This is a genomic window from Aeromicrobium sp. SORGH_AS_0981, assembly GCF_031453195.1.
In the GTDB taxonomy this organism is placed as follows: domain Bacteria; phylum Actinomycetota; class Actinomycetes; order Propionibacteriales; family Nocardioidaceae; genus Aeromicrobium.
On record NZ_JAVIZD010000001.1, the window covers coordinates 476,650 to 502,655 of the forward strand.

A 26,006-nucleotide genomic window follows, 5' to 3' on the forward strand; every position below is an offset into this window, starting at 1 on the left:
CCCCGCCCTCAGGGCTGCAGCGAGAGCACCGCCACCGCGGTCGCGAGCAGCAGCCGGTCCCACGCCGAGCCGAGGTCGCGGCCCGTGGTCTCGCGCACCCGCCGCAGCCGGTAGCGCATCGACTGCGGGTGCAGACCGAGCGCCTCCGCCGCCGCCACGGCCGACCCGTGCTCGAGGAACGCTCGCAGCCCGGCCAGCAGGTGCGCCTGGTCGGGCTCCAGCAGCGGGCGCAGGGCCGCCTCGGCCAGGGTCCGAGGGTCCACCGGCGGCTGCCCGTGCAACAGCGCCACCAGCAGGGCGTCGGCCTCGACCATCGCAGCATGCTTGTCCGCCGCCCGTGGCCCGGCACCCCCGCCGACGCCCTCCGCGGCGGGCGGGGCATGACGCACCGCCACCTCGGCGAGCCGGAACGTGGCGGGAAGATCGGGCAAGGCGACGTCGTCGAACCGGCAGGTGCGTCGGCCGCGGGACCGCACGTCGACGCCGACGTCGAGCGGTCGCTCGTGCAGCACGACGCCGACCCCCTGGCGCGTCGTCGAGAGCACCAGCCCGTCGGTGTCCGCCGACGCCAGCAGCTGGGCCACGTCCCCAGCGGTCACGTCGCTGCCCGGGGCACCGACCACGGTCATCGTCAGCCGCGCCGGGAGCGTGAGGTCGAGCAGACGGGTGCGGTCCGCGAGCGCCGCCGCCGACGTCTGGCGACCGGCGAGCAGGTCCTGCGTCAGCGCGCGCACCACCTCGTCGCGGTCGGTCGCGAGACGCTCGGTCGCCGCCGCGTACCCCGCCGACAGCGCCTCCGACAGGGCGTCGAGCGACTCCAGCAGCACGACGTTCATCGCGAGCACGTCCTCGACGTCGAGCTCCGCCACGCCGCTGTCGCGCACGAGCCCGCTCGCCTCGACCGCGGCGACCCGGTAGGCGCGCAGCACTGCCGAGAGCGGTCGACCGTCGGTCCCGCGGGCCACGCCGATGCCGTGGAACTGGCGCAGGTCGGCGTCGCCAAGCCGACCGTCCTCGACCCAGAGCTCGAGCAGACGCTGCACGCCCCAGAGGCTGATCGCCTCGGTCTCGCGCCGCTGGCCCTCGCCGAGCGACGCGTACGCGGGGATCTCGCGCCGCAGGGCGTCGGCGATGCGCCGGGCGATGCGTCCGCCGTCGGCGAGCACCCGCGCCTGCACGGCCCGTCGCTGCACCGACCCCATGGGACCTCCTGTCACTGGCACGCGACGCGGTTGCTCATCAAGTGATGAAGACCATCGCTCCTTGCGGCCTGCGAATGCATCCTAGGTGACAGCGAGCACGCACCCGGCCGGCTCACGAAGGAGCACCCATGGACGCCGACGTCATCGTCATCGGAGCCGGCCTGGCCGGTCTCGTCGCCGCGGCGGAGGCCGCCGACCGTGGTCGCAGCGTGCTGCTGCTCGACCAGGAGGGCGAGCAGAACCTCGGCGGGCAGGCGTTCTGGAGCCTCGGTGGGCTGTTCCTCGTCGACTCCCCGGAGCAGCGGCGCATGGGCGTCAAGGACTCCCGCGAGCTCGCCGAGCAGGACTGGATGGGCAGCGCGCAGTTCGACCGCGCGGAGGACGCCTGGCCGCGGCGCTGGGCCGAGGCCTACCTCGACTTCGCCGCCGGCGAGAAGCGGTCGTGGCTGCACGGCATGGGCCTGCGCCTCTTCCCCGTCGTCGGCTGGGCGGAGCGCGGCGACGGTCGTGCCGAGGGCCACGGCAACTCGGTCCCCCGCTTCCACCTGACGTGGGGCACCGGCCCCGGCGTCGTCGCCCCCTTCGAGCGACGCGTCCGCGAGCACGTCGCGACCGGACGCATCCGGTTCGCCTTCCGTCACCAGGTCGACGGCCTCGTCATGGAGGACGGCGTCGTGGTCGGCGCCCAGGGCTCCCTGCTCGAGCCCACCAGCGTCGACCGTGGCGTCGCGTCGAGCCGCACCGTGGTCGGCGACTTCGAGCTGCGCGCGCAGGCCGTGGTCGTCACGTCCGGCGGGATCGGCGGCAACCACGACCTCGTCCGGAAGGTCTGGCCCGAGCGACTCGGCACTCCCCCGGCCACGATGGTCGCCGGGGTGCCGGCGCACGTGGACGGCCGCATGCTCACCATCACCCAGGACGCGGGCGCGTCGGTCATCAACCCCGACCGGCTCTGGGCCTACGTGGAAGGGCTGCGCAACTGGGACCCGATCTGGGAGAACCACGGCATCCGCATCCTGCCCGGCCCGTCGTCCCTGTGGCTCGATGCCACCGGCGCCCGACTGCCCGCGCCCTACTTCCCCGGCTTCGACACCCTCGGCACCCTCAAGCACCTGCGCGGCACCGGTCACGACTACTCCTGGTTCGTGCTCACCCAGAAGGTCATCGAGAAGGAGTTCGCGCTCTCGGGCTCGGAGCAGAACCCCGACCTCACCGGCAAGGACGTCAAGCTGCTGCTCTCACGCGTCCGGCCGGGTGCACCAGGACCGATCGAGAAGTTCAAGACGCACGGCGAGGACTTCGTCGTCGCCGACACGCTCGAGGAGCTCGTCGCCGGCATGAACCGCGTCGGCGACGACGACGTCACGGTCGACGTCGACGCGCTGCGTCGGCTCCTCGAGGCGCGTGACCGCGAGATCGACAACGACTTCACCAAGGACGCCCAGATCACCGCGATGCGCGGCGCGCGACGCTACCGCGGCGACAAGCTGGTCCGCGTCGCCACCCCGCACCGCTTCCTCGACCCGAAGAACGGACCCCTCATCGCCGTCCGCCTCAACATCCTCACCCGCAAGACCCTCGGCGGCCTCGAGACCGACCTGTCCGGCCGCTGCCTCACCAGCGACGGCACACCCCTGCCCGGCCTCTACGCAGCCGGTGAGGTCAGCGGCTTCGGCGGCGGCGGGATGATGGGCTACAACGCCCTCGAGGGCACCTTCCTCGGCGGCTGCCTCTTCTCCGGCCGCGTCGCCGGACGCGCCGCCGCGGAGCAGGTGGGCTGACGGTCGGTCGGGGCTCGGGCGCCGACGCGGGACCCTAGAACTGCACGTAGCCGTCGAACCAGGGCCCCACACCCAGGGCGTTGGCGAAGGTGCGTCCGAAGGCAGGGAAGAGGGTCAGGGCACGGTCGAGGCTGTCGGCGTTGCGGCGCAGCATGCCGGTCACGCGGTCCAGGCTCGCCAGGGCCGGACGTAGGTCGGCCCGCGTGTCCTCGGCGAGGACACGGATCTCGTCGGAGAGCCGCCGCGTGGAGACCAGCACGCGCTGGACCGCGACCCGGCGCGCGACGACGGCTCGGAACAGGACGTCACCGTCGTCGACGAGACGCTCCAGCTGCGCGTCCCGCGCGTTGACGGTCCCCGTCACCCGGCGCAGGTTCGCCAGGAGGGTGTTGAGCTGGTCATCACGCGCCGCGAGACTGCTCGAGAGTCGCGAGACGCCGGCGATCGCGGCCCTGAACTCCGCTGGCGTGCGGGCCGCGACGTCGGAGATCGACTCCAGCGCCTGCGACAGCTGGTCCACGTCGATCTGACCCGTGGTCCGCCCGAGGTCGGTGAACGCCTGCACCACGTCGTAGGGCGCCTGGGTCCGTGACAGCGGGATCACCCCGCCGCGCTGGAGCCTCCCCGCACCGTCGGGCAGCAGCGCGAGGTACTGCGCCCCCATCAGGGTCCGGATCCGGATGGCGGCGCCGGTCCGGCGCCCCAGGTCCACCGCCTGGGTGACCGTGAAGGTCACCACGGCCTTGGGCCCGTCCAGGGCGATGTCGGTGACCCGTCCGACCGTCACGCCCGCGACCCGGACCTCGGCACCCTTCGTCAACGTGCCGACCTCCGCGAACTCCGCGGTGTACCGGTCCCCGACGCCGACGATCGGCAGCCGGTCCGCCCGGAACGCGGCCACCAGCAGCAACGCGATCACGCAGAAGCCGGCCAGACCGACCAGCACCGGATCCCGCTCACGGAAGGGCTTCACCGACTCGACCTCCTGTGACCGTCAGCGGGGTGTGACGCAGCTCATGATGCCCGCGCGCGGAGCCGCCCATCAGGGGCGTCAAGCACCTCGTTGCTCTCGGCGTGGGGCTCAGTGCACCAGGAGTCCTGCGCTGCTCGTCACGAGGACCCGGGAGCGGCCGCGCGTCGCTCCAGGTGGCCCACCAGACGCAGCGCGACACCGACCTGCACGGCGTTGTCCTCGAGCGGGCGAGGCAGGTCACGCCTCGCGAGCGCGAGCCGCCGCAGGACCGTGTTGCGGTGGCAGAACGCGCGCGCCGCCGTCTCGCGCACGCTGCACCCGGACTCCACGAAGATCGCGACCGTCTGGATCACGGAGGCGTCCGCGCCGGCGAACGGGCCCAGGACGCGCTCGACGAAGTCCCTCGCCTCATCCTGGTCCGACAACATGATGGACAGCAGGTGCACGTCGTCGAAGACCGTCACAGCACGTTCGCCGCTCGCGGGGCCGGACGCGAAGCGCTGCGCCCTGAGCGCCTCTCGGTGGCTGCGCCGGAAGCCAGCGATGCCACTGTGCGGACCACCCAGCGCGAAGCGCACCGGTGCGTGCTGCCTGGCCGTGGCCTGCACCCGCTCGACGACGGCCTGCAGCTCGGTGCCAGGGGTCCAGAGCCAGCGGGTACTGCTGGAGGGCGCGACGGCGAGGGCGCGCCGTCCGCCATGGACGATGGTGCGGGTGGCGGTCTCCAGCTCGCTGACTCCCGCCTCCCCCTGCTCGGTCCACGCGATGATCGCGACGTGGCTGGAGTCGAGCCGGTACCCCAGCCGGCTCTCGGCCCGGCCGGCGGTGATCTCCGCGCCGGACAGGACGAGCTCGACCGCCTGACGGACCTCTGCCCGACCCGCCCGGGCGACGTCCTCACGCTCGGTGGCCATGAGGTCGTCCACGGCTGCCACCGTGCGTTCGACGAAGCTGCTCATCGACCACGTCGCGGTCTCCAGCAGGATCTGCAGCTCGGCCGGGTCGTCGGTGACCGAGAAGGCCGCGTCGATGAGCAGCGCGAACGCGCGTGCCTGGCCGGCGCTGTACGCCGAGATGGCGACGTCCTCCAGACCGAGGAGGACGAGCTCTCGCGAGATCTGGCGGACGGCGTCGTTGAGCCGGACGGGGACCGGCTCTCCGGGGTGGACCATGGTGTGGCCGAACCAGTCGAGGAAGGTCGCGTGGAACGCCCTCTCGGCGGCCGCCCTGAGCGCCGGGTCGTTCGCGGCCGCCTCGAGGCCCACGGCCGTCAGCGCGTCCGCGGTGAGCGGGGGAAGCCACTCGTCCTGCGTCGCCACGAGCCGGCCGCACGCCTGGGTCATGAGAGCCGCGACAGCATCCGTGAGCGGCGAGGGTCTCGACAGCACGTCCGCCACCCTAGGACAGGCCCGCGTCGGCGATGAGGGGCAGAACGCACCATCGGGTGGCCGAGGTGGTGCACGTCGGTGCTTCCGCGCGGCACGCCTCCCGTCCAGCATGGCGCCGTGGACACTTCACCGCGTGCTGGCTGCCCCTTCGCCGACCACCGGGCCGCGACGACCCCGCCTCCGCGCGCCGGTCGGATCGACCGCCGCGTCCCCGTGTACGACGGCGACCTCTATCGCCGCTCGTCACTCGTCGATCCGCACCGAGAGCTGCGCGTCGTGCGCGACCTCGGCTCCGTCGTCTGGCTGTCCAAGCAGCGGGCGTACGCCCTGACGCGCTACGCCGAGGTCAAGGCGGCACTCGCGGACCCGGACGCCTTCCGTTCCGCCGACGGTGTCGGGCTCAACGCCGTGTCGCGACGCATCGGACGGCACAGCCTGCTGATGACGGACGGCGAGGAGCACGGCGCACGGCGCAGGGAGCTCGCCCACCGGCTCACGCCGCGCGCCCTGCGGCCCCTGCAGGAGCAGATCGAGGACCTGGCCGACAGGACGGTGCGCGACGCTCTGGCGCGGGGGACGGTCGATGGCGTCGCCGACATCGCCCTGCGCCTGCCGCTGACGGTCGTGCCGGACCTGGTCGGATGGCCGAAGGACGGCCGCGAGCACCTCGTCGAGTGGGCCGGCGCCACCTTCGACATCCTCGGTCCGCTGAACGGTCGGTCCCTTCGCGCCATGCCCCACGGCCTCAGGATGCTGATGTTCGCCCGGCGACGTGCGCGCCGCTCCGACGTCCTGCCGGGGAGCATGGCCGACGAGGTGTTCCGGACGACAGGGACCGACCGGGCCGGACGACTGCGTCGTCGATCGGTCCTCGTCGACTACCTCGCCCCGTCCATCGACACGACGGCCAGCGCCATCGCGGCTGCGCTGTGGCTGCTCGCGACGCATCCCGAGGAGTGGGCCAGGCTCAAGGCCGATCCCTCCCTGGTGCCGAGCGCGTTCAACGAGATCGTCCGGTGGGAGTCTCCCGTCCGCGCGTTCGGCCGACGGGTGCACCACGACGTCGAGGTCGACGGCACCCTCATCCCCGCGGGGTCGCAGGTCATCCTGGCCTTCGCCTCGGCCAACCGCGACGAGCGGCAGTGGGACGAGCCCGACTCCTTCCGCCTCGACCGCGACGCACGTCTGCACGTCGGCTTCGGACACGGCACCCACGGGTGCGCCGGCCAAGGGTTGGCTCGACTCGAGACGCACGCGTTGCTGCACGCGCTCGTCCGTCACGTCGCCGACCTCCACGTCGTCGACACCCCGACCCGCGCGGTCAACAACGTGATCCAGCGACTCGAGACCCTGCCGCTTCGACTGGTGCCCGAAGCCTCCTGAGCCGGACCATCCCCTCGGTGCCCGGAGCCGGCAGCGGGTCGACGGGTCCCGCGGACGTGGCGTCCACGGGGGGCTCGTCATCGCTCGGCCGACCGGAGCTCGCTCAGCGTCCGACGCAGCCGCGGGACGGGACGCCGGAGCCCGACCGCGGCCACGGCGTCGGAGCCGAACGCGAGCAGCTGGCCGCCGTCGGTGGACTCCTCGAGCACGCGGGGCGTGCCGGTGCACGGCAGGCGCCCGACGACCTTCACCGACGTCCCGGCGACCTCGGTCCAGGCGTAGTCGTCGAGGACCGGGTCGTCGACCTCCTGGCCGAGCATCGACGCCGCCGCCACACGCCCCTGGGTGACCGCGTTGGCCCAGAGCGGTCGGCGCACGACCGCGCCGTCGACCACCGGTGCAGCGACGTCGCCGGCCGCCCACACACCGTCCCGAGGGCTGCGGCACGACGCGTCGACCGGCACGCCCTGCGGTCCGGCGACACCACTGCCCTCCAGCCACGCGGTCTCGGGCACGTCGCCGGCGCACGTCACGACGACGTCCGCCTCGAGCACGCTGCCGTCGTCCAGCTCCACCCCCCGCACAGGGCTGCCGTGCAGACGCACCGCGGAGCGCCGGACGATGATGCCGTGGCCGGTCGCGCGGCCCACCAGCACGGTCGCGAGGTGGTCGCCCACCAGGCGCACGAGGGGCGGCTCGGGGTCGACGACGGTGACCGTCGCCGCGGTCCGCCGTGCGGCCGTCGCCACCTCCAGCCCGAGGAACCCCGCGCCCACCACCACGACCGAGGCTGCCGTCGCGAGCCGTTCGCGCAGCAGCCGCGCGTCGGCGACGGTGCGCAGCACCAGCTCGCCGTCCTGACCCGCCGCAGCGAGCCGTCGTGCTCGGCCGCCCGTGGCCACGAGCAGCGCGTCGTAGCCGTGCTCGCCGCCGTCGACGTCGGTCACCACACGGGCGTCGACGTCGAGCGAGGCCGCCGCCGACGGCACGCGGACGACGTCGAGCGACCCGAGGTCCATGAGCACGGACGCCTCGTGCGCCGCGTCGGCCAGGACGGCCTTCGACAGCGGCGGACGATGGGTGCCGTCGAGCGGGTCGATCAGGGTGAGCCGACCGTCGAAGCCCCGGCGCCGCAGCTCGCGCAGCGCGGTCGCACCGGCCGTCGATCCGCCGACGACCAGCACCCGACGCGGCACCGGGGTGCTCACGCGCGCCGCAGGGCGGCCACGGGGCAGGAGTCGACGGCGCGACCGGCCGCCTCCTCCAGCGCCGCGGGCACGTCCTGGTCCTCGAGGTGGTGCACGAGCTCGCCGTCGTCGTCGAGGTCGAAGACGTCGGGCGCCTGGTCGACGCAGAGCCCGTGGCCCTCGCAGCGGTCGTAGTCGGCGATGATCCTCATGGCGCGTCCTTCCGGGCGGGGACCAGCCGCAGCGGCAGCCGGTCGAGCGAGTGGATGATGTTGTTGCGGCCCCAGCTCGCGGGGCCCGTGAGCTCGAGCCGGTCGACGCGTTCCAGCAGCGAGCGCAGGATCGCCTGCGTCTCCAGCCGGGCGAGCCCCTGACCCGCGCAGCCGTGCACGCCCTGGCCGAACCCGAGCTGCTGGCTGGCGTCGCGGGTGACGTCGACGTCGTCGGGCCGGTCCCAGACGCGCTCGTCGCGGTTGGCGGAGGCGTAGAGCACCACCACGCGCGACCCACGGTGCAGCGGCGTGCCGGCGACCTCGGTGTCAGCGGCGACCCAGCGCGAGAACGCACGCAGCGGGGACTCCACGCGCACGACCTCGTTGACCGCGTTGGGCACGAGGGACGGGTCGGCGCGCAGCGCCTGCCACTGGTCGGGATGGGTGGCGAGCAGCCAGAGCGCGCTCGCGATCGCGCTGATCGTCGTGTCGAGCGACGGTGCCAGGTAGTCGATCATCAGCGCCGGGCACTCCTCGCGACGCACCTCGCCGGACGCGACCTTCGCGAGCAGGTCGGCGCCCATCGACCCCGGCAGCACGTCGCCGCGACGCACGACGGAGCGGGCGAACCGCATCATGCGCAAGGTCCGCGGTGCCGCGCGGAGCGTCCGCGCGTTCGTCGGGCCCAGGCAGTCGAAGGTCGCCCCCGCCCACGGCAGGAGGTGCTCCCGACCCTCGCGCGGCCACCCGATCAGGTCGGGCACGAACGACGTCGGCAGCGCGCGGGCGACGTCGACGACACCGTCGACCTCGCCGCGCGACACGGCGGCCTCGACGACGGCGTCCGCGCGCCGGTCGACCTCCTCGCGCATCGACCGCAGCGCCTTCGGGGTCAGCCGGCTCGCGAGCAGGCGACGCCGACGCTCGTGGTCCGCGTCGTCGCTGTTGAGGGTCGTGCCGCGGCTGAGCCGGTTGGCCACCGGGTTCAGCGCCACGCCCCGCTCCGAGCGGAACCGGTCGTCGGCGAGCAGCACCTCCTTGCACGGCGCGTGGTGCACGACGGCGTGCGCTCGCTGCCGCGGCAGCCACACGACCGGACCGAGCTCACGCATGCGTCGGTAGTGCGGGTACGGGTCGAGGATCGCCCTGGTGGCGTAGACGTCGGGACGGTAGGTGGGGGCGGTCGGGCTCATGCGGGGACCTCGGTCCGGGCGGGTAGCAGGAGGGACGTCGCGGTCGAGACCAGCACGGGCAGGTCGGGCCCGGACGCCATGACGGTCCGGTCGGGGCGCACCAGGGCAGCCGCGCAGCCCGCCTCGGCGAGCCAGGTGGCGATGCGGTCGAGGGTCCCGCCCGCGGCAGGGCCGACCTCGACGACGGCCACGTCGCGCGACGCGAGCTCCTCCACGGCCGACGGCGACGGCGGCACCGCCGTCACGAGGGCCCACTGGTGGCCGACCAGACGGTCGAAGGTCGCTCCGCCCCCGGTGACGTTCGGGCACAGCGTCCCCGCCAGCCGGTCGCCGCGCGACCTCAGCACGAGGGAGGAGCGCACGAGGGCGGGCGTGGCGCTGTCCACCGCACCGGCGTAGAGCCGCGCCGACCGGGCGACGAGCGGGAGCACGGCCCCCCGCGCGTGGTCGCCGAGGCGTCCCCCGGAGCTCATCAGCACGCCGACCCGACGGGCCAGCAGGATCATCGCCCGGGCGTGCGCGGAGCGCTCCACCTCGTAGGTGTCGAGCACGTCGGCCGGCAGCGCGCCGTCGAGCACGCCCGCGACCTTCCAGACGAGGTTGTCGACGTCGCGGATGCCCGCGCCCATGCCCTGGCCGACGAACGGCGGTGTCAGGTGCGCCGCGTCGCCCAGCAGGAGCACGCGGCCCCACCTCCACCGCTCCGCGACCGCGGCGCGGAACGTGTAGCCCGTCGAGCGGACCAGCTGCAGGTCGGCCGCGTCGACGTCGTCGAGCCAGGGACGCAGCAGCGGCAGGACCGCGGGCAGCGACGCGAGGTCGTCGGCGGTCTCGTCATCGAGCAGCTGCAGCTCCCAGCGGTACCGGCGCGCGCCGACGCGCATGAAGGTGGCCGCCCGGGTGCTGTCGCACACCTGGTGCACGCCGTCCCAGTGGCCCAGGTCGACGTCGGTGTCGACGTCGACCACGAGCCAGCGCTGCTCGAAGCCGAGGTCGACCATCCTGCCGCCGAGCTCCCGCCGCACGACGCTGTTGGCGCCGTCGCAGCCCAGCAGGAACGACGCCTCGAGACGTTCCTGCGGTCCGTCGTCGTCGAGCGGGCGGTGCAGCACCACCACGCGGTCGGCCGACTCCTGCTCGACGCCGACGACCTCGCGACCCGTGAGCAGCGTGACCTCCGGAGTCGAGCGCAGCCGCTCGCGGAGCACGGCGTCGAGCACCGGCTGGTCGAACATGTTCGCCCGCGGGTAGCCCGTCACCGGCGATGCGCCCGAGCGGTCGAACGACGCCAGCACCCGCAGGTGGGCGTCGACCAGGCGCAGGCCGGCGCACGGGCGGGTCAGCCGGGCGAGGTCGTCCTCCAGCCCGAGCCGCACGAGCACCCGGTAGACCTCGTCGTCCAGGTGCACGGCCCGCGGCTGCGGGTACACCTCGGGCCACCGCTCGACCACCACCGTGCGCACGCCGCGCGCCGCGAGGGCCAGGGCAGCGGCGCTGCCGGTGGGGCCGGCACCGACGACGACGACGGGCAGCGTCGGGCTCACGGTGCGACGCCCAGCGACAGGAGCGCCACGAGCAGCGCCGCCACGACGAGCGCCGGCGCGACGGCAGGCAGGCCGTCCCCGACGCGCAGGTGCGACACGACCGCGCCGGCCATGAGGACGAACAGCGCCACGAGCGCGGTCGTCGCGAGCGGGCCCGACGCGGCGCGGCCGACCCACAGACCCGCCACGCCCAGCAGCTCCAGCGCGCCCACCGCACGGAACGCCCCGACCGGGTAGCCCAGGTGCTGCGCGCGCTCGCGCATCGGCGGCGCGGCGACCAGCTTGAGCAGGCCCGTCGCCACGAGCACGACGCTGACGACGACGAGGAGCACCACCGCGACGCTCATCGCGTCCACCGCACCACCGTGCGCTGCGCACCGAGGTCGAGCGCGCCGTCGTCGGTCGCGATCGACGCCTCGACGAGGTTGCCGTCCTGCAGGTAGCGACGGTCCTTGACCTGCTTGCCGAGGAAGATCCGCCACTTCACGTGCGGCGGGAGCAGGGCTCCGACCTTCTCGACGATCGCCGGCGGGGCGCTCAGCGCGGTGCCCGCCGGCGTGCCGGTGAGGACGAGGTCGCCGGGCGCGAGATCCTGGAACCGTGCCAAGGCGGCGAGGGCCTCGGCGGGCCGGTAGATCATGTCGGAGGCCAGCTCGTCCTGGCGCAGCTCGCCGTCGACCCACAGCCGCAGCCGCAGCTCGGGCAGACGCTCGAGCTCACCGTCCTCCAGGACCAGCAGCACCGGGCCGACCGGGGTGAACGTGCGGTAGGACTTGGACTCGTAGAACTGGGTCTTGGGCAGCTGGAGGTCCCGCGCGGAGACGTCGTTCGCCACCACGAGCGCGGCGACGAGGTCGGGCAGGTCGGAGGCTGCGACCTCCTCCCCCGCCGTGACCGCGCGCCCGACCACCAGGCCCAGCTCCACCTCGTAGTCGAGCAGCGTCACGTGAGCGGGTCGCACGACCGGGTCGGACGGGCCGCTGATCGAGCCCGACGACTTCCGGAAGAAGGCGAGCGGCACGCGCGACGGGTTCATCCCGGCGTCCTTCGCGTGGCTCGCGTAGTTCGCCATCTGCGCGACCACGCGGCAGGGTGCGGTGACCGGCGAGACGAGCGCGAGCGAGTCGACCGGCACGGGGTCGCCGCCGTCGCGCGCCGCGAGCACGGCGGCCCGGTCGGCGAGGAGCTCGGCGGTCGTCGTCGCCGACGTCTCGACGCGGACGGCACCGTCGGGGCGGCGCAGCCACCAGGCGTCGGCGGTGCGGAGGACGGGGAGGGTCATGAGCGGGCCACTTTCATCAGTCCGAGGAGGCGGTCGAGGTCGAACTCGTTGTCCGAGCGCAGGGCGGTGGTCATCGACAGCAGCTCCCGCAGCGACTCCTTGCCGGGTGCGACCCCGAGGAAGTCGGCGGTGGCGGGCGGACCCCACTGCGCGAGGCCGCTGGCCGTCATCTCCGCCCAGCCCGGCTCGAGGGAGGCGTCGAAGCGGTCGCCGTCGCTGAAGTGCTCGACGAGGAAGCCGTCGGGGTCGCGCCAGTAGTCGAACAGCTGGCTGCCCTGGATGTGTCGGCCGATGCCCCAGGAGTGCCGGTAGCCGAGGTCGCGCAGGTGCTCCCCGCCGGCGGCGAGCGCGTCGAGGTCCGCCACCTGGTACGCGGAGTGCACGTAGCGGCTGCGGGGCCCAAGGGTCATGGCCAGCGTGTGGTGGTCGGCCGGCTCGCTGCCCCGGTCGCAGCGGATGAAGGCCATCGTCGGGCCGCGGTCGCGCTGGCCCGGGAAGAACAGGAAGTCCGAGACGATCAGGCCCAGGTGGTCGAGGTACCAGTCGAGCGAGGCGAGGTAGCGGTCCGACTGCAGCACCACGTGGCCGAGCCGCTCCACGACGGCCGGCTGCCGCGGGGGGCGCTGCGCGGCGTTGACCCGCTCGACCTCCGAGCCGACGTTGAGCGTCTGCGCCTGCTGCGTCGCCAGCGCGGGGTGCTCGATGACGTCGGCGACGACCCGCACGCGCGCCCCCGCCGGCTCGCGCAGGTCGACCACGTGGCCGCCGAGGTGCTCGGGCAGGCGCCGGACGGGCACGCCGGTGTGCTCCGAGAGCCGCAGCAGGTCGGCCGTCTCGGCGGCGAACGCCGGGCCCACGAACCGCGACCCCCGACCCTTCCGCACGACCACGCACGGCGCCCCGGGCAACGCGCCCCGCAGGTTCAGCTCGGTCGCGCTCCGGTAGGTCGTGGTGAACCCGAACGCGTGGGCGAACACCTCCGCGGCCGCGAGGTCGGGCTTCTCGAACTCCAGCCAGGCGAGGTCGCGCACCTTGACGACCGGCTGCGCCGACCGGCCCACGTGCTCGCCGGGACGACGGCCCTGCTCGCTGTGCAGGTCGCGGTGGCTGTGGTCGTGGGCGTGCTCGCGGCTGGTGTCGTGCGCACGGTCGGATGCCGACATCTGATGAACCTCTACATTTCTGATGAGATCATCAATATAGGGGCTTGGTCGTGGTCGGGACAAGGCCCAGGACCGCACGAGCCGACCACTAGGCTGGCCCGACGGCAGCGGAGGAGGGGGAGGGACGAGATGCGCGACGGCACGAGCACGAGCGACGGCCCCCGCGTCGACCGGCGGCGGGCGCGCACGCGCGCGGCCCTGCTCGCCGCGGCGGAGCGGCTCATCGTCGACGGCAGCGCGGCGACGGCCACCATCCAGCAGATCACCGACGCGGCCGACGTCGGCTTCGGCTCCTTCTACAACCACTTCACGAGCAAGGAGGAGCTCTTCCAGGCCGCGACCGCCCACGTGCTGGAGGAGTGGGCCCGGCTCATCGACGCCGCCGTCGCGGACGCGGAGGATCCGGCGACCCGCTTCGCGCTGTCGTTCCGGATCTCGGCCCGGCTCGCCTGGACCCACCCGGCGCTCGCCGACGTGCTCAACCGGTTCGGTCTCGACCTGCTCGACCTCGAGGACGGTCTCGCGCCGCGGGCCCTGCGCGACCTCACCGACGCGATGACGGCCGGACGCTTCACCGTCACCCACCTGCCGCTGGCCCTCAGCACCGTGGGGGGATCCCTGCTCGGGTTCCTGCGCCTGCGCTCCTCGCACCCCGACCTGGTCGCCGTCGACGACGTCGAGGAGCTGACCGGCCAGCTGCTGCGCATGCTCGGGCTCGACGCGGCCGAGGCCGCGCGGCTCTGCGCGCTCCCCCTCCCGCACCTCGACGCCTAGCCACCCCAGCCTCTTCGCGTTCTGTGGACTTCGTGACGATCTTCGCGACGAGGACCGTCACCAAGTCCACAAAACGCGAGGGGGGTGCGTCCCTCAGCCGAGCAGGCCCTGCGCCCGGGCGGCGCGAGCCGCCTTGACGCGGTTCTCCGCGCCCAGCTTCGCCATCGCCGACTTCATGTACGACTTCACGGTGCTCTCGACGAGACCGAGCGCGTCGGCGATCTCGACGTTCGTCGCGCCCTCCTCGGCCAGCCGCAGCACCTCCACCTCGCGTCGACCCAGCGGGTTGGGTCCGGCCGGGCGTCTCGCGCCCTCACCGGGCAGCCGCGCGAGCACGGCCTCCAAGCGCGCTCGCGTGCTCGGGTCGGTGGTCAGGTCCGCCACCTGCCGGAGCTCGCGCGCCAGGTCGTGCGGGGCGTCGGTCGCCTGTGCGGCCCGCAGGCTGATCGCCCGCATCCGCTCCTCGGCGGTCGTGGCAGCGCCGAGGTCGGCGGCGAGGCCCGCGAGCACGGGCCGCGCAGCGTCGACGACGGCCAGGCCGAGCCGCTCGGTGCGCCGGTCGCACAGGTAGACGATCGCCGACGGCTGCCGCCCCTCGACCCCCACCGGGATGCTCACCACCGACTGCAGACGCTCGGGGGCCACCCATCGGTCGTACCGGTGCGTGATCGCGGCTGAGCGCGGGTAGGCGCTCACCGCCGCCGGCCGACGGGTGGCCAGCGTCTTGCCGCCCAGACCCTCCCCCTGGCGCACCCGCAGCTGGTGCAGCGACGTGGTCAGCGCGCCCCGCAGCTCGGAGATCGTGAAGTGCTCCCGGCTGCGCACCAGACCGCCCATGACCAGCGGCAGGCCAGTCACGCGGCGCAGGTCGTCGAGTCCTCGCGAGAGGACCTCCTGCGGGGCCAGGTGGTCGGGCATCGGGCACCTCCTGTGTCGCCGGTCACAGTAGCGACCCGGACCCGCTCACGTCACGCCCTCCCTCCTTTCGAGGGTACGAGCGGATCGGCGCCCCGACCCCCTCACAGCGAGCGCAGCAGGTACCGCTGGACCTTGCCGCTCGGCGTCTTCGGCAGCGCGTCGAGCACGTGGATGCGCCTCGGGTAGGCGTGCCGCGAGTACCCGTCGCGCACCAGCGCGGTCAGCTCGGCGTGCAGCTCCGGCCCGTCCTGCGCCCCGTCGGCCAGCACCACGAACGCCTCCACGACCTCGCCGCGCACCCCCTCGGGGTCCGGCCGCCCGACGACGGCGACGTCGACCACCGACGGGTGCGTGATGAGGACGCTCTCGACGTCGAACGGCCCGATCCGGTAGCCGGCCGCCAGGATCACGTCGTCGTCGCGGGCCGTGAACTGGAAGTAGCCGTCCTCGTCGACCGAGCCGGTGTCGGCGGTGAGGTACCAGCGGCCGTCGGGACTGAACCGCTCGGCCGTCTTCTCCGGGTCGCCGTGGTAGCCCTCGAACCAGAACAGCGGGCTGGCGGGCACGTCGATCGCGATCTGCCCGTCGACGACGTCCGCCGCGTAGCCGGGCATCGGCACCCCCATCGACCCGTCCTTGACCGGACGGGCCACGCCATCGTTCCAGCTGTTGCAGATCACCATGCCCAGCTCGGTCTGGCCGTAGTGGTCGCGCACCTCGATCCCCAGCACCCGCCGGGCCCACGCCAGCACGTCCGGGGTCAGGGGCTCGCCCGCCGACGACGCCCGCCGCAGCGGCAGGTGCTCGACGAGACCGCTCTTGCTGATGGCGCGGTACATCGTCGGGGCGCCGGCGAAGTTCGTGACCCCGAGCCGCTCGACGACCGCGACCGTCCCGGCCGGCGTGAACCCGGCGGTGTGCAGCACGTTGGGCCGACCGGCGACGAGGGGGCCGGCCAGGCCGTAGTAGAGGCCGTACGCCCAGCCCGGGTCGGCGGCGTTCCAGAACACGTCGTCCTCGCGCACGTCGAGCGACAGCTCCAGGTAGACGTGGAACGACGCCAGCGCGCGCAGCGGCACCGTGACCGGCTTCGGGCTCCCGGTCGTGCCGCTGGTGAACAGCTGCATGATCGTGCCGTCGCCGCCGACGGCCACCCGCTCGGTGAGCGGCTCGACGCCCGACAGCTCGCGCTCGAGCGCCGGACCCACCTCCAGCACGTCGAGGCCCGGCAGCGGGTCGAGCTTGCTGCGCTGGTCGGGCTCGGTGACGACCACGCGGGCCGAGGACCCCTCCACCCGCGTGCGGATCGCCCCGGTGGCGAACGCGGTGAACAGCGGCACGTGCACGGCACCGAGACGCCACAGCGCCAGCAGCGTCACGGGCAGCTCACGTCGCTTGCCCAGCAGCACCGGCACCCGGTCGCCGCGCGCGACGCCGTGCTCGCGCAGCACGGCCGCCATCCGTCGCGACTCGTCCGCGAGCTCGCCGTAGGTCAGCGGCGTCGCGACGAGGTCGTCGTCGACGAGCACGAAGGCGGTCGCGGCCGGGTCGTGCCGGTCGCACGCGAGGTAGGCCGCGTCCGCGCCGACGTCGGCGTACGTCGCCAGCAGGTCGTCGACCAGGTCCGTCGGGCGCGCCTGGAGGGTCATGGGGGTCTCCTTCACGAGTCGGAGCCGCCCCCAGCAGGCGGCCGCCTCGAGACTGCGCCCGTCGCATGCGGCGCCGACACCCTCGAAGGTGGGTCCGGGCCGCGGGCCCGGACCACGACCTCAGCCCAGGCGGGGCTGCCCGTTCGACGCCGTGAGGCCGCCGTCGACCGGCAGCACGACGCCGTTGACGAACGAGGCGTCGTCGCTCGCGAGGAAGGCGATCACCGACGCGACCTCCTCCGGCTCGGCCGCCCGTCCGAGCGGGAGCCGGTCCCAGAAGCGGTCGAGCAGCTCCTGGTCGTCGGCCATCCCGGCCGTCATCTCCGACTTCGTCAGGCTCGGTGCGACCGCGTTCACCCGCACCCCCGCCTCGGCGTGGTCGAGCGCCATCGCCCGGGTCAGGTTCGTGACGCCGCCCTTCGCCGCGTTGTAGGCGGCCGCACCCCAGTCGCCCCCGACGCCGGAGACCGACGAGACGTTGACGATGCTGCCGCGCGACTCGAGCAGGTGGGGCAGCGCCGCGCGGGACGTGTGGAAGACGCCGCCGAGGACGATCGCCAGCGTCTCGTCCCACGCGTCGCGGTCGACGTCGGGCACGGGCCCGGAGGGCCCGATGCCGGCGTTGTTCACGAGCACGTCGAGCCGGCCGTGGGCGTCGACGGTCGAGGCGACGAGCTCCTCCACGGCCGCGACGTCGCTGACGTCGCAGCGGTGCGGCACGACGGTGCCGTCGGCGGACTCGGCGACCTCGCGCAGCTTCTCCTCGCGCCGTCCGGCCACGACCACCGTCGCCCCCTCGGACGCGAACCGGCGCGCCGTCGCGGCCCCGATGCCGGACCCGCCGCCCGTCACGATCACGACGTGGCCATCGAACCTGCCCATGTGATGCCTCCTGCGTCCTGGTCGTCCTCCTCATCGAAGCACGGGACCGCGGCCCCGGCGCGCCGACCCAGGACGCGCCGACCGCCCACGGCACCGGCCCTACGCGGACTCCCACGGGTAGGCGTGCGCCAGGAACGCCTCGCGCACCTGGTGTCGTGGAGCCTCGAGCCGTTCGTGGAAGAGGCGTCGACCCTGCGTCCCGTCGACCACCAGGCGCCGACCGTCGAGGTAGACCCCCACGACCTGGTCGCGTGCCACGGTGCGGCGGTCGCGGCCGTGCACGAGCACCAGCTCCTCGTCGCGCACGACCACCCGGTGCTCGTCGACGATGGTGAGTACCGCCAGCGCCCCGCCGACCGCAGCACCGGCGGCGAGCCGCGCCGCCCACGCCCATGGGGCGTCGAAGCCCGCCACCCAGCGCGCGACGTCCTCGAACGGCACCCACGGGAAGCCGCTGACCAGGTCGAGCAGCCACGGCAGGACGAGCAGCAGCGCCGCCCCGCCGCCGGCCAGCAGCACGAACGTCCAGACGCGGTCGGCGTCGGACATGCGCAGCTCGGTCTCGGGGCCCGCGATCATGACGTCCACGCTAGGGACGACCACGAGCGTCCGCGTCGGCCGAAAGGACGGACCTCGTGGTCCGAAGGTCGAGGTCAGGCCCGACCGGCGGCCGACCGCAGCGCCTCGACCGACTCGGCGCTGACGAGCAGCTCGCACCGACCTGAACAGGCCAGCTGGTGCTCGACCCGCCCCGTCGCGATGAGCCGGTGCACGTCCGCCGTCGGGACGCCGAGCAGGGCGGCGGCCTCGGCGACGGTCAGCTGCGACGACATGACCCCAGCCTAGTGCCGCGCGTCGAGCCCACCCCGCAACGGACGAGCACCGGATGCCTTCCAGGGACCGCGTGTGGTCTCGATACGTCACCTCGAGCCTCGTCCCTCGGCGGAGGCGATGACTCGACCGGCGCAAGGTGCCGCTGTTCGAGTAGCGGCCGCGCGCGAGGGACGAGCGTCGTGGACGCGTATCGAGACCACCCGGCAACAGCCCAGCGCTCCCTCACGCCACGCTGATCCGCCCAGAGCGGTCTCGATACACCTCCCCTCACTGGCGCTCGTGGAGGCACTCGACCACCAGACCCCTCCGCTGGTCGAGTAGCGACCACGCGCGAGGGACAAGCGTCGTGGACGCGTATCGAGACCACCCGGCAACAGCCCAGCGCTGCCTCACTCCACGCTGATCCGCCCAGAGCGGTCTCGATACACCTCCCCTCGCTGGCGCTCGTGGAGGCACTCGACCACCAGACCCCTCCGCTGGACGCGTATCAAGACCACCCGGCAACAGCCCAGCGCGAGCCAGCCCCCAGCGACGGCCCGGAGTGGTCTCGATACGTCTCCGCCAGCTCCTTCGTCGCGGCGTCGACTACTCGACCAACGACACCCACCGCTGGTCGAGTAGCGGCCACGCGCGAGGGACGAGCGTCGTGGACGCGTATCGAGACCACCCAGCAACAGCCCAGCGCGAGCCAACCCCCAGCGACGGCCCAGAGCGGTCTCGATACACCTCCCCTCGCTGGCGCTCGTGGAGGCACTCGACCAACGGGACGTGGGGGTGATCCCGGCCGCTCGCGCTGCGGGGTGCGGGGGGCGTGCCTACCGTTGACAGCATGACCACCACCGTCTCCGCCCTGTCCGTCCCCGACGCCGGCAAGCCGTTCGAGACCGTCGACCTCGAGCGACGTGACCTGAAGCCGAACGACGTGCGCATCAAGATCAAGTACGCCGGGATCTGCCACTCCGACATCCACCAGGCGCGCGACGAGTGGGGCGCCGGGATCTTCCCGATGACGCCCGGTCACGAGATCATCGGCTCGGTCGAGGAGGTCGGCTCCGACGTCACCGCGCACGCCGTCGGCGACACGGTGGGCGTCGGCTGCTTCGTCGACTCCTGCCTCGAGTGCGACGCCTGCAAGGACGGCGAGGAGCAGTTCTGCGACCAGGGCGTCGTGCAGACCTACTCCGCCAAGACCTACGACGGCGAGGTGACCTACGGCGGCTACAGCGAGCAGGTCGTCGTCCGCGACCACTTCGCGGTGAAGGTGCCCGACGGCGTCGACCTCGCAGGCACGACGCCGCTGCTCTGCGCCGGCATCACCACGTACGCCCCGCTCGTGCGCCACGGCGTCACCGAGGGCTCGCGCGTCGGCGTCATCGGCATGGGCGGCCTGGGCCACGTGGCCGTCAAGATCGCTGCCGCGCTCGGCGCGAAGGTCACCGTGCTCAGCCGCACCGACGCCAAGAAGGAGGACGGGCTCGCGTTCGGCGCCTCCGAGTACGTCGCCACCGAGGAGGAGGGCGCGCTCAAGAACCTGCAGGGTTCCTTCGACGTCATCCTCAACACCGTCGGCGCGTCCGTCCCGCTCGACGACTACCTGGGCCTGCTCGACCGGGGCGGCCGGATGATCAACCTCGGCGCCCCCAGCGACGCGCTCGAGGTCGGCGCGTTCTCGCTGCTGACCATGCGCCGCGCGGTCGAGGGCTCCATGGTCGGCGGCCTCCCGCAGACGCAGGAGATGCTCGACTTCTGCGCCGAGCACGACATCACCGCCACCGTCGAGGTCATCTCGGCCGACCAGGTCGACGAGTACTACGACAAGGTCGTCGACGGCGACGTCCGCTACCGCGCCGTCATCGACGTCGCCACCCTCGCGCCGTGAGCCTGCGCACCAGCCTGGTCGTGGGCGACGAGGGGGTCGAGCCGTACCGGCTGATGACCGCCCTCGTCGTCCCCCGACCCATCGCCTGGATCAGCACGGTCGACGCGCAGGGCCGCGGCAACCTCGCCCCGCACTCGTTCTTCACGGTCGCGTGCGCGAACCCGCCGATCCTCGCGTTCACGTCGGTGGGCGAGAAGGACACGCTGCGCAACGTCCGCGAGACCGGGGAGCTGGTCGTGAACCTGGCCACGCAACCCCTCACCGAGGCCATCAACGGGTCGAGCGCGCCGTACGAGCACGGTGTCGACGAGGCCGAGGAGCTGGGGCTGGCGACCGAGCCGAGCGAGCTGGTCGCGCCCCGACGCGTCGTCGACTCCCCCGCGTCGATCGAGTGCCGGCTGCACTCGACGACCGAGCTCGGCGACTCGACGCTGGTGCTCGCCGAGGTGCTGCTGTTCAGCGTCGCCGACCACGTGCTCGTCGACGGCCACCCCGAGTTCGACCGGCTGGCGCCGATGACCCGCCTCGGCAAGGAGGAGTGGGCGCCGCCCAGCGTCCCGTTCACGCTCCCCCGCCCGACGAGCGCCTCCTAGGCCGTGCTCCCCGCCAGGAGCACGGCCGGGCGGTCCCGCTCGGGTCGGTAGTCTGCCCCGGTGCGCACACCTGGGCTGATGATCGCCGGGACGACGTCCGACGCGGGCAAGAGCGTCGTGACGACCGGTGTGTGCCGGGCGTTCGCGCGCCGGGGCCTGCGGGTCGCGCCCTACAAGGCGCAGAACATGTCGAACAACTCGATGGTCGTCCCGCTCGGGCACGACGCCGACGCCGGCTTCGGCGAGATCGGCAGGGCCCAGTGGGTGCAGGCGCTGGCGGCGGAGGCGACGCCTGAGGTGGCGATGAACCCGGTGCTGCTGAAGCCGGGCAGCGACCGGCGCAGCCACGCCGTGGTCATGGGCCGCCCCGGCGGGGTCGTGGACGCGACGGACTTCGTCGAGGGGCGGCGTCATCTCGCGCAGGCCGCCCACGCGGCGTTCGACGACCTGGCCGCACGGCACGACGTGGTCGTGGCCGAGGGCGCCGGCTCGCCGACCGAGATCAACCTGCGCGCGTCGGACTACGTGAACCTCGGCCTGGCGCAGCACGCGCGGATGCCGGTGGTCGTGGTCGGCGACATCGACCGCGGCGGGCTGTTCGCGGCGCTGCACGGCACGGTGGCCCTGCTCGACGCCGCCGACCAGGCGCTGGTGGCGGGGTTCGTGGTCAACAAGTTCCGCGGCGAGGTCTCGCTGCTGGCGCCCGGGCTCGAGCGGCTGACGGAGCTGACCGGGCGGCCGTTCCTCGGCGTGCTGCCCTGGGACCCGACGTTGTGGCTCGACTCCGAGGACGCGCTCGACCTCGAGGGGCGTCGCTCCGGCACCGCCGGGGCGCTGCGCGTCGCCGTCGTGCGGCTGCCGCGGATCAGCAACTTCACCGACGTCGACGCCCTGGGCGTGGAGCCCGGGGTCGACGTCGTGTTCGTGTCGGACCCACGCGACGTCGCCGACGCCGACCTCGTCGTGCTGCCGGGGACCCGCGCCACCATCGACGACCTCGCGTGGCTGCGGTCCCGCGGCCTGGACCGCGCCGTGGTCGCGCACGCGCGGGCCGGGCGCCCGGTGCTGGGGATCTGCGGCGGGTTCCAGATGCTCGGCCGGCACGTGCACGACCCCGACGCGGTCGAGGCGTCGACACCGCGCAGCGTCGAGGGCCTGGGGCTGCTCGACGTGGAGACGACGTTCGGCACGGAGAAGGTGCTCCGGCTCCCCGTCGGCGAGGCGCTGGGCGCGGCGACGTCGGGCTACGAGATCCACCACGGCCGCATCACGCGCGGCGCCGACGAGGAGTTCCTGGCCGGTGCCCGACGCGGTGCGGTGATGGGCACCATGTGGCACGGCAGCCTCGAGGGCGACGCGTTCCGGCACGCGTTCCTCGCGGAGGTGGCGGCTGCCGCGGGCACGACCCTCCCGGACTCCGACGTGTCCTTCGGGGCGCTGCGCGAGGCACGGCTCGACCGTCTGGGCGACCTCGTGGAGGAGCACCTCGACGTCGACGCGCTCTGGACGCTCGCCCGCGACGGCGCTCCCGCCGACCTGCCGCTGCTGCCCCCGGGAGCGGGGAGCGTCGCATGATGCTGCTGCTGGGCGGTACGGCCGAGGCCCGCGCGCTCGCGCGCTCCCTCGAGGGGCTGCGGTTCACGTCGTCGTTGGCCGGTCGGGTCGCGCGACCGCGGATGCCCGTCGGCGAGACGCGGATCGGCGGGTTCGGCGGCGTGGACGGCCTGCGTGCCTACCTGCGCGACGAGGGCGTGACCGCCGTGGTCGACGCGACGCACCCCTTCGCGGCGGGCATCTCGCGCAACGCCGCGCTGGCCTGCGCGGCGGAGGACGTGCCGCTGCTGCGGCTCGAGCGCGCGGGCTGGTCGACCCGCCCGGACGCGGACGGCTGGCACTGGGTCGACTCGCACGAGGAGGCCGCCGCGACGACGGCGACGCTCGGGCACCGGCCGTTCCTCAGCATCGGGCGCCAGGGACTCGCGCCGTTCGTCGAGCCGCTGCGCGACGTGCGCGCGCTGGTGCGGGTGGTCGACGAGCCGGAGGTGGCGCTGCCGACGGCATGGACGCTGCTGCAGAGCCGCGGCCCCTACGACCTCGCGTCCGAGCGCGCCCTGCTCGCCGAGCACGACGTCGACGTGGTCGTGACGAAGGACTCCGGCGGCGACCACACCGTGGCGAAGCTCGACGTCGCCGCCGAGCGCGGCGCCGCCGTGGTGGTCGTGCGTCGGCCGGCCCCGCCCGAGGGCGTGGAGACGGTCAGCGACGTCGACGACGCAGCAGCCTGGGCGCGAGCACGCAGCTGAGCAGCGCACCGCCGTCGACCAGCAGCGCGAGCCGGGTGGCGCGCGCGACGTCGGCCGGGGCGACGGGGCGGCCGTCGCCCAGGGTGTGCCGGTCCTCGGTACGGCCGAAGTAGACGTTGACGCCGCCGAGCTGCACCCCGAGCGCCCCCGCGAACGCCGCCTCGACGGGTCCCGCGTTGGGGCTGGGGTGGTGCCGCGCGTCGCGCGCCCAGGCGCGGACCGCCGCCGCGGGACTGCCGCCGACCAACGGGGCGGCGAGCGCGGCGAGCGCGGCCGAGAGCCGGGCGGGGACGAGGTTGAGCAGGTCGTCGAGGCGGGCGGCGGCCCACCCGAACCGCTCGAGCCGGGGCGTGCGGTGCCCGACCATCGCGTCGAGCGTGTTCGCGGCACGGTAGGCCAGGAGGCCGGGCACGCCGGCGGCCGCCCCGGCGACGAGCGGGGCGACGACCGCGTCGGAGGTGTTCTCGGCCACCGACTCGACGGTGGCGCGCGCGACGCCGCCGGCGTCGAGGACGCTGGGGTCGCGGCCGACGAGGTGCGTGACGCGCTGGCGCGCGGCCGGCAGGTCGTCGGCGGCGAGGTGGTCGTGCACGGCGAGCGCCTCGCGCTCGAGGGAGCGGCCGCCGAGCACGGCCCACGTGCAGCCGGCCACCACCAGCGCCTCGGCCACGGGTCCGCGACGCCTCGCCGTCGTCTGCGTCAGCACGCCCGCGACCCCGCGCTGCCGCCGACCAGCACCGCGACGTGCAGCACGCCCGCGGCGCGCCGGTCGGCGTAGGTGCGCCGCTCCAGGGCGGCTGCCGCGCGCCCGAACCCGGCCACGGGGTGCAGGCGCTGCGGGTCCCCGAGGATCCGGTCGGCGACGAAGCCCAGGACGAGTCCCGCGGCTCTCGCGCGCGACGCCGTCACGACAGCATCGCCAGGACGGCCGCGAGGGTCAGCTCGACCCCGGCGCCCAGGACGTCGCCGGTCACGCCGCCGAGGCGACGGCGGGCCCGCAGCAGGAGCAGCGACAGGACGACCATGGCGACGCCGGCGGCAGCGAGCGTGCGCCACCACGCCACGTCGACGAGCACCCCGGCACCCACGAGCACCGCGGTCCAGACGACCAGGGCCGCGAGGGCGGCGACCACCGGCACGGTGCCCGCGACCGTGGCGCCCAGCCGGGAGCCCTCGCCGGCCGGCACCGGGCGGGCGCAGGCGAGCGCGAGCGTCCCCCGCGACAGCAGCACGGCCGCGCCGACGAGCAGGGCCGCGTCGGAGGCGGCGAGCGCCGCCACGCCGGCGACCTGCAGCCCGAGCACGAGCACGAGGGCGGCGGCCCCGGCGGGCCCGACGTCGCCGGAGCGCATGACGGCGAGCGTGCGGTCGCGGTCGTAGGACGAGGTGAGCCCGTCGGCGGTGTCGGCCAGGCCGTCGAGGTGGAACGCCCGGGTGCCGAGGGCGAGGAGCCCGACGACCAGCAGCCCTGCGACGAGCGGCGCGAGACCGGCGGCGTCGGCCACCAGCACGAGCAGCGTGGCGGCGACGGCGAGCGGGAGCACGGCGAGCGGCGCGAGCAGCATCGCACCACCGGCCACCCGCCGATCGACCGTGCGCGGCGGTCGCACCGGCCAGGCGCTGAGCGTGCCGACGGCGAGCCGCCAGGCGTCGAGGATCACGACACCGTCACCCGGACCTCGGCGTTCGCGGGCAGGCTGGGCGTCGAGCCGGTCAGGAGGGCGTGGGCGTAGGCGATGAGGTCGCCGTGGCTGACGACGAGCGTGCTGTCGAGCGGCTGGCGGGCCACGAAGGTGCGGATCCGCTCCAGCACGTCGTCGACCGTCTCGTCGAGACCACGCTCGACGAGCAGCGGGTCCTCCACGACGTCGAGCCCCAGGTGCGCGGCGACGAGGTCGGCGCTCTCCCGCGCCCGGACCAGCGGCGAGCACACCACGGCTGTCACGCCCGACTCCTCCAGCGTGTGGGCGGCCGCGACGACCTGCGCGCGGCCCCGCTCGGTGAGCGGCGGGTGCGCGGTCCGGCCCTGCTCGCGACCGGCGACGTTCCAGGTGGACTCGCCGTGACGCATCCAGAACAGGCGGATCACGAGAGGACGTCCACGACGTGGCCGACCACGGTGACGGCCGGCGCGCCGATGCCGCTCTCGGCCACGACGTCGGCGATGGTGGCGACGGTGCCGTCGACGCGACGCTGGCTCGGCAGGCCCGCGTCGGCCACGACCGCGGCCGGGGTGCGCGGGTCGAGGCCGCCCTGCACCAGCGCCTCGGCGATGGCGGGGAGCGTGCGCACCCCCATGAGCACCACGAGGGTCGTGCCGGTGGAGGCGAGCGCCTTCCAGTCGACGGTGCAGTCGGGGTGCCCGGGCGGCACGTGTCCCGAGACCACGGTGAACCCCTGGGTGGTGCCGCGGTGGGTCACGGGGATGTTGGCGAGCGCGGGCGCGGACACCGACGACGTGACACCGGGGAGCACCCGCACGGGCACGCCGGCCGCGGCGCAGGCCAGCGCCTCCTCGCCACCACGACCGAACACGAACGGGTCGCCGCCCTTGAGCCGGACCACGCGACGACCGGCCAGGGCGTGCTCGACCAGCAGGTCGTTGATGGTCTCCTGCGGCGTGGAGCGGCCGCCGGGCACCTTGGCCACGTCGATGACGAGCGCGTCGGCGCGGACGGCGTCGAGCGCCGCCAGGGGCACGAGCCGGTCGGTGACGACGACGTCGGCCTCGGCGAGCGCGCGCTGGCCGCCCACGGTCATGAGGTCGGGGTCGCCCGGGCCGGCGCCGACGAGCACGACCTCGCCCGGCTGCGGACGAGGGACACCCGTGGGCTCGGCGGCGGGGGTGTCCTCGCCGTCGGGCAGC

Annotated in this window: 27 protein-coding genes; 7 read left to right on the forward strand and 20 right to left on the reverse strand. The window is 74.2% G+C overall.

The window, feature by feature from the left end:
• Positions 1-8: 8 nt before the first annotated feature.
• Positions 9-1,202 (reverse strand): helix-turn-helix domain-containing protein, encoded by a 1,194-nt coding sequence (locus QE370_RS02595; RefSeq protein ID WP_309633315.1) that lies wholly within the window; start codon positions 1,200-1,202, stop codon positions 9-11.
• 128 nt (positions 1,203-1,330) lie between these two features.
• Here QE370_RS02595 and QE370_RS02600 point away from each other — a divergent pair, with 128 nt between their 5' ends.
• The gene (locus QE370_RS02600) at positions 1,331-2,983 is read left to right on the forward strand and encodes an FAD-binding dehydrogenase (protein ID WP_309633316.1); all 1,653 of its coding nucleotides are present in this window, start codon (positions 1,331-1,333) and stop codon (positions 2,981-2,983) included.
• Between the two features lie 34 nt (positions 2,984-3,017).
• Here the strand turns inward: QE370_RS02600 and QE370_RS02605 are convergent, their stop codons facing one another.
• Positions 3,018-3,956, reverse strand: a complete 939-nt coding sequence (locus QE370_RS02605) for an MCE family protein (RefSeq protein WP_309633317.1) — start codon at positions 3,954-3,956, stop codon at positions 3,018-3,020.
• A gap of 137 nt (positions 3,957-4,093) precedes the next feature.
• Positions 4,094-5,344: a helix-turn-helix domain-containing protein gene (locus QE370_RS02610; protein ID WP_309633318.1), complete on the reverse strand. Its 1,251-nt coding sequence runs from the start codon at positions 5,342-5,344 to the stop codon at positions 4,094-4,096.
• Between the two features lie 117 nt (positions 5,345-5,461).
• On the opposite strand from QE370_RS02610, the gene QE370_RS02615 reads away from it, so the two are divergent.
• Positions 5,462-6,727, forward strand: a complete 1,266-nt coding sequence (locus QE370_RS02615; protein ID WP_309633319.1) for a cytochrome P450 — start codon at positions 5,462-5,464, stop codon at positions 6,725-6,727.
• Positions 6,728-6,804: 77 nt separating this feature from the next.
• Here QE370_RS02615 and QE370_RS02620 read toward each other — a convergent pair whose 3' ends face one another.
• Genes QE370_RS02620 through QE370_RS02650 form a run of 7 tightly spaced genes read right to left on the reverse strand, consistent with a single transcriptional unit; the run spans position 6,805 to position 13,308 of the window.
• Complete coding sequence (locus QE370_RS02620) at positions 6,805-7,935, reverse strand: NAD(P)/FAD-dependent oxidoreductase (protein ID WP_309633320.1); 1,131 nt, start codon at positions 7,933-7,935, stop codon at positions 6,805-6,807.
• The gene (locus QE370_RS02625; RefSeq protein WP_309633321.1) at positions 7,932-8,126 is read right to left on the reverse strand and encodes a ferredoxin; all 195 of its coding nucleotides are present in this window, start codon (positions 8,124-8,126) and stop codon (positions 7,932-7,934) included. Before QE370_RS02625 ends, QE370_RS02620 begins: the two co-directional genes overlap by 4 nt.
• Complete coding sequence (locus QE370_RS02630; RefSeq protein WP_253027311.1) at positions 8,123-9,319, reverse strand: cytochrome P450; 1,197 nt, start codon at positions 9,317-9,319, stop codon at positions 8,123-8,125. The genes QE370_RS02625 and QE370_RS02630 overlap by 4 nt, the downstream gene beginning before the upstream one ends.
• Positions 9,316-10,863 carry a bifunctional 3-(3-hydroxy-phenyl)propionate/3-hydroxycinnamic acid hydroxylase gene (locus tag QE370_RS02635; RefSeq protein WP_309633322.1) on the reverse strand — a complete coding sequence of 516 codons (1,548 nt, stop codon included), beginning with the start codon at positions 10,861-10,863 and terminating at the stop codon, positions 9,316-9,318. Before QE370_RS02635 ends, QE370_RS02630 begins: the two co-directional genes overlap by 4 nt.
• Entirely contained in the window at positions 10,860-11,210 is a 351-nt protein-coding gene (locus QE370_RS02640; protein WP_309635222.1) for a DoxX family protein, read from the reverse strand. Before QE370_RS02640 ends, QE370_RS02635 begins: the two co-directional genes overlap by 4 nt.
• Positions 11,207-12,145, reverse strand: coding sequence for a fumarylacetoacetate hydrolase family protein (locus QE370_RS02645; RefSeq protein WP_253027043.1), 939 nt, complete (start codon positions 12,143-12,145; stop codon positions 11,207-11,209). The genes QE370_RS02640 and QE370_RS02645 overlap by 4 nt, the downstream gene beginning before the upstream one ends.
• A complete protein-coding gene (locus QE370_RS02650) occupies positions 12,142-13,308 on the reverse strand; it encodes a VOC family protein (protein ID WP_309633323.1) in 1,167 nt (388 codons plus the stop codon). The genes QE370_RS02645 and QE370_RS02650 overlap by 4 nt, the downstream gene beginning before the upstream one ends.
• Before the next feature lie 129 nt (positions 13,309-13,437).
• On the opposite strand from QE370_RS02650, the gene QE370_RS02655 reads away from it, so the two are divergent.
• Positions 13,438-14,082: a TetR/AcrR family transcriptional regulator gene (locus QE370_RS02655; protein WP_309633324.1), complete on the forward strand. Its 645-nt coding sequence runs from the start codon at positions 13,438-13,440 to the stop codon at positions 14,080-14,082.
• Between the two features lie 93 nt (positions 14,083-14,175).
• Here the strand turns inward: QE370_RS02655 and QE370_RS02660 are convergent, their stop codons facing one another.
• The 5 genes from QE370_RS02660 to QE370_RS02680 all read right to left on the reverse strand — a co-directional run bounded on the left by QE370_RS02660 (position 14,176) and on the right by QE370_RS02680 (position 18,364).
• Complete coding sequence (locus QE370_RS02660; RefSeq protein ID WP_309633325.1) at positions 14,176-15,000, reverse strand: LuxR C-terminal-related transcriptional regulator; 825 nt, start codon at positions 14,998-15,000, stop codon at positions 14,176-14,178.
• A gap of 101 nt (positions 15,001-15,101) precedes the next feature.
• Positions 15,102-16,649 (reverse strand): AMP-binding protein, encoded by a 1,548-nt coding sequence (locus QE370_RS02665; RefSeq protein WP_309633326.1) that lies wholly within the window; start codon positions 16,647-16,649, stop codon positions 15,102-15,104.
• A 120-nt stretch (positions 16,650-16,769) separates the two neighbouring features.
• A complete protein-coding gene (locus QE370_RS02670; protein ID WP_309633327.1) occupies positions 16,770-17,531 on the reverse strand; it encodes an SDR family NAD(P)-dependent oxidoreductase in 762 nt (253 codons plus the stop codon).
• A 99-nt stretch (positions 17,532-17,630) separates the two neighbouring features.
• Positions 17,631-18,110, reverse strand: coding sequence for a hypothetical protein (locus QE370_RS02675; protein WP_309633328.1), 480 nt, complete (start codon positions 18,108-18,110; stop codon positions 17,631-17,633).
• A gap of 74 nt (positions 18,111-18,184) precedes the next feature.
• The gene (locus tag QE370_RS02680) at positions 18,185-18,364 is read right to left on the reverse strand and encodes a helix-turn-helix domain-containing protein (RefSeq protein ID WP_253027050.1); all 180 of its coding nucleotides are present in this window, start codon (positions 18,362-18,364) and stop codon (positions 18,185-18,187) included.
• Between the two features lie 830 nt (positions 18,365-19,194).
• Between QE370_RS02680 and QE370_RS02685 the strand changes: the two genes are divergently transcribed.
• The 4 genes from QE370_RS02685 to QE370_RS02700 all read left to right on the forward strand — a co-directional run bounded on the left by QE370_RS02685 (position 19,195) and on the right by QE370_RS02700 (position 23,140).
• Entirely contained in the window at positions 19,195-20,244 is a 1,050-nt protein-coding gene (locus QE370_RS02685) for an NAD(P)-dependent alcohol dehydrogenase (protein ID WP_253027295.1), read from the forward strand.
• Positions 20,241-20,837, forward strand: coding sequence for a flavin reductase family protein (locus tag QE370_RS02690; RefSeq protein WP_309633329.1), 597 nt, complete (start codon positions 20,241-20,243; stop codon positions 20,835-20,837). Before QE370_RS02685 ends, QE370_RS02690 begins: the two co-directional genes overlap by 4 nt.
• Before the next feature lie 78 nt (positions 20,838-20,915).
• Positions 20,916-22,412 (forward strand): cobyric acid synthase, encoded by a 1,497-nt coding sequence (locus tag QE370_RS02695; RefSeq protein WP_309635223.1) that lies wholly within the window; start codon positions 20,916-20,918, stop codon positions 22,410-22,412.
• Positions 22,409-23,140, forward strand: coding sequence for a cobalt-precorrin-6A reductase (locus tag QE370_RS02700; RefSeq protein ID WP_309633330.1), 732 nt, complete (start codon positions 22,409-22,411; stop codon positions 23,138-23,140). Before QE370_RS02695 ends, QE370_RS02700 begins: the two co-directional genes overlap by 4 nt.
• On the opposite strand, the gene cbiB is transcribed toward QE370_RS02700, so the two are convergent.
• The 5 genes from cbiB to cobA are packed head-to-tail and all read right to left on the reverse strand — an operon-like array spanning position 23,094 to position 26,005.
• The gene (gene cbiB / locus QE370_RS02705; protein WP_309633331.1) at positions 23,094-23,846 is read right to left on the reverse strand and encodes an adenosylcobinamide-phosphate synthase CbiB; all 753 of its coding nucleotides are present in this window, start codon (positions 23,844-23,846) and stop codon (positions 23,094-23,096) included. The genes QE370_RS02700 and cbiB overlap by 47 nt on opposite strands.
• Positions 23,840-24,049 carry a cobalamin biosynthesis protein gene (locus QE370_RS02710; protein ID WP_309633332.1) on the reverse strand — a complete coding sequence of 70 codons (210 nt, stop codon included), beginning with the start codon at positions 24,047-24,049 and terminating at the stop codon, positions 23,840-23,842. The genes cbiB and QE370_RS02710 overlap by 7 nt, the downstream gene beginning before the upstream one ends.
• Positions 24,046-24,801, reverse strand: a complete 756-nt coding sequence (locus QE370_RS02715) for an adenosylcobinamide-GDP ribazoletransferase (protein WP_309633333.1) — start codon at positions 24,799-24,801, stop codon at positions 24,046-24,048. The genes QE370_RS02710 and QE370_RS02715 overlap by 4 nt, the downstream gene beginning before the upstream one ends.
• Positions 24,798-25,229, reverse strand: a complete 432-nt coding sequence (locus QE370_RS02720; protein ID WP_309633334.1) for a histidine phosphatase family protein — start codon at positions 25,227-25,229, stop codon at positions 24,798-24,800. Before QE370_RS02720 ends, QE370_RS02715 begins: the two co-directional genes overlap by 4 nt.
• Positions 25,226-26,005 carry a uroporphyrinogen-III C-methyltransferase gene (cobA, locus tag QE370_RS02725; protein ID WP_309635224.1) on the reverse strand — a complete coding sequence of 260 codons (780 nt, stop codon included), beginning with the start codon at positions 26,003-26,005 and terminating at the stop codon, positions 25,226-25,228. The genes QE370_RS02720 and cobA overlap by 4 nt, the downstream gene beginning before the upstream one ends.
• Position 26,006: the final 1 nt, after the last annotated feature.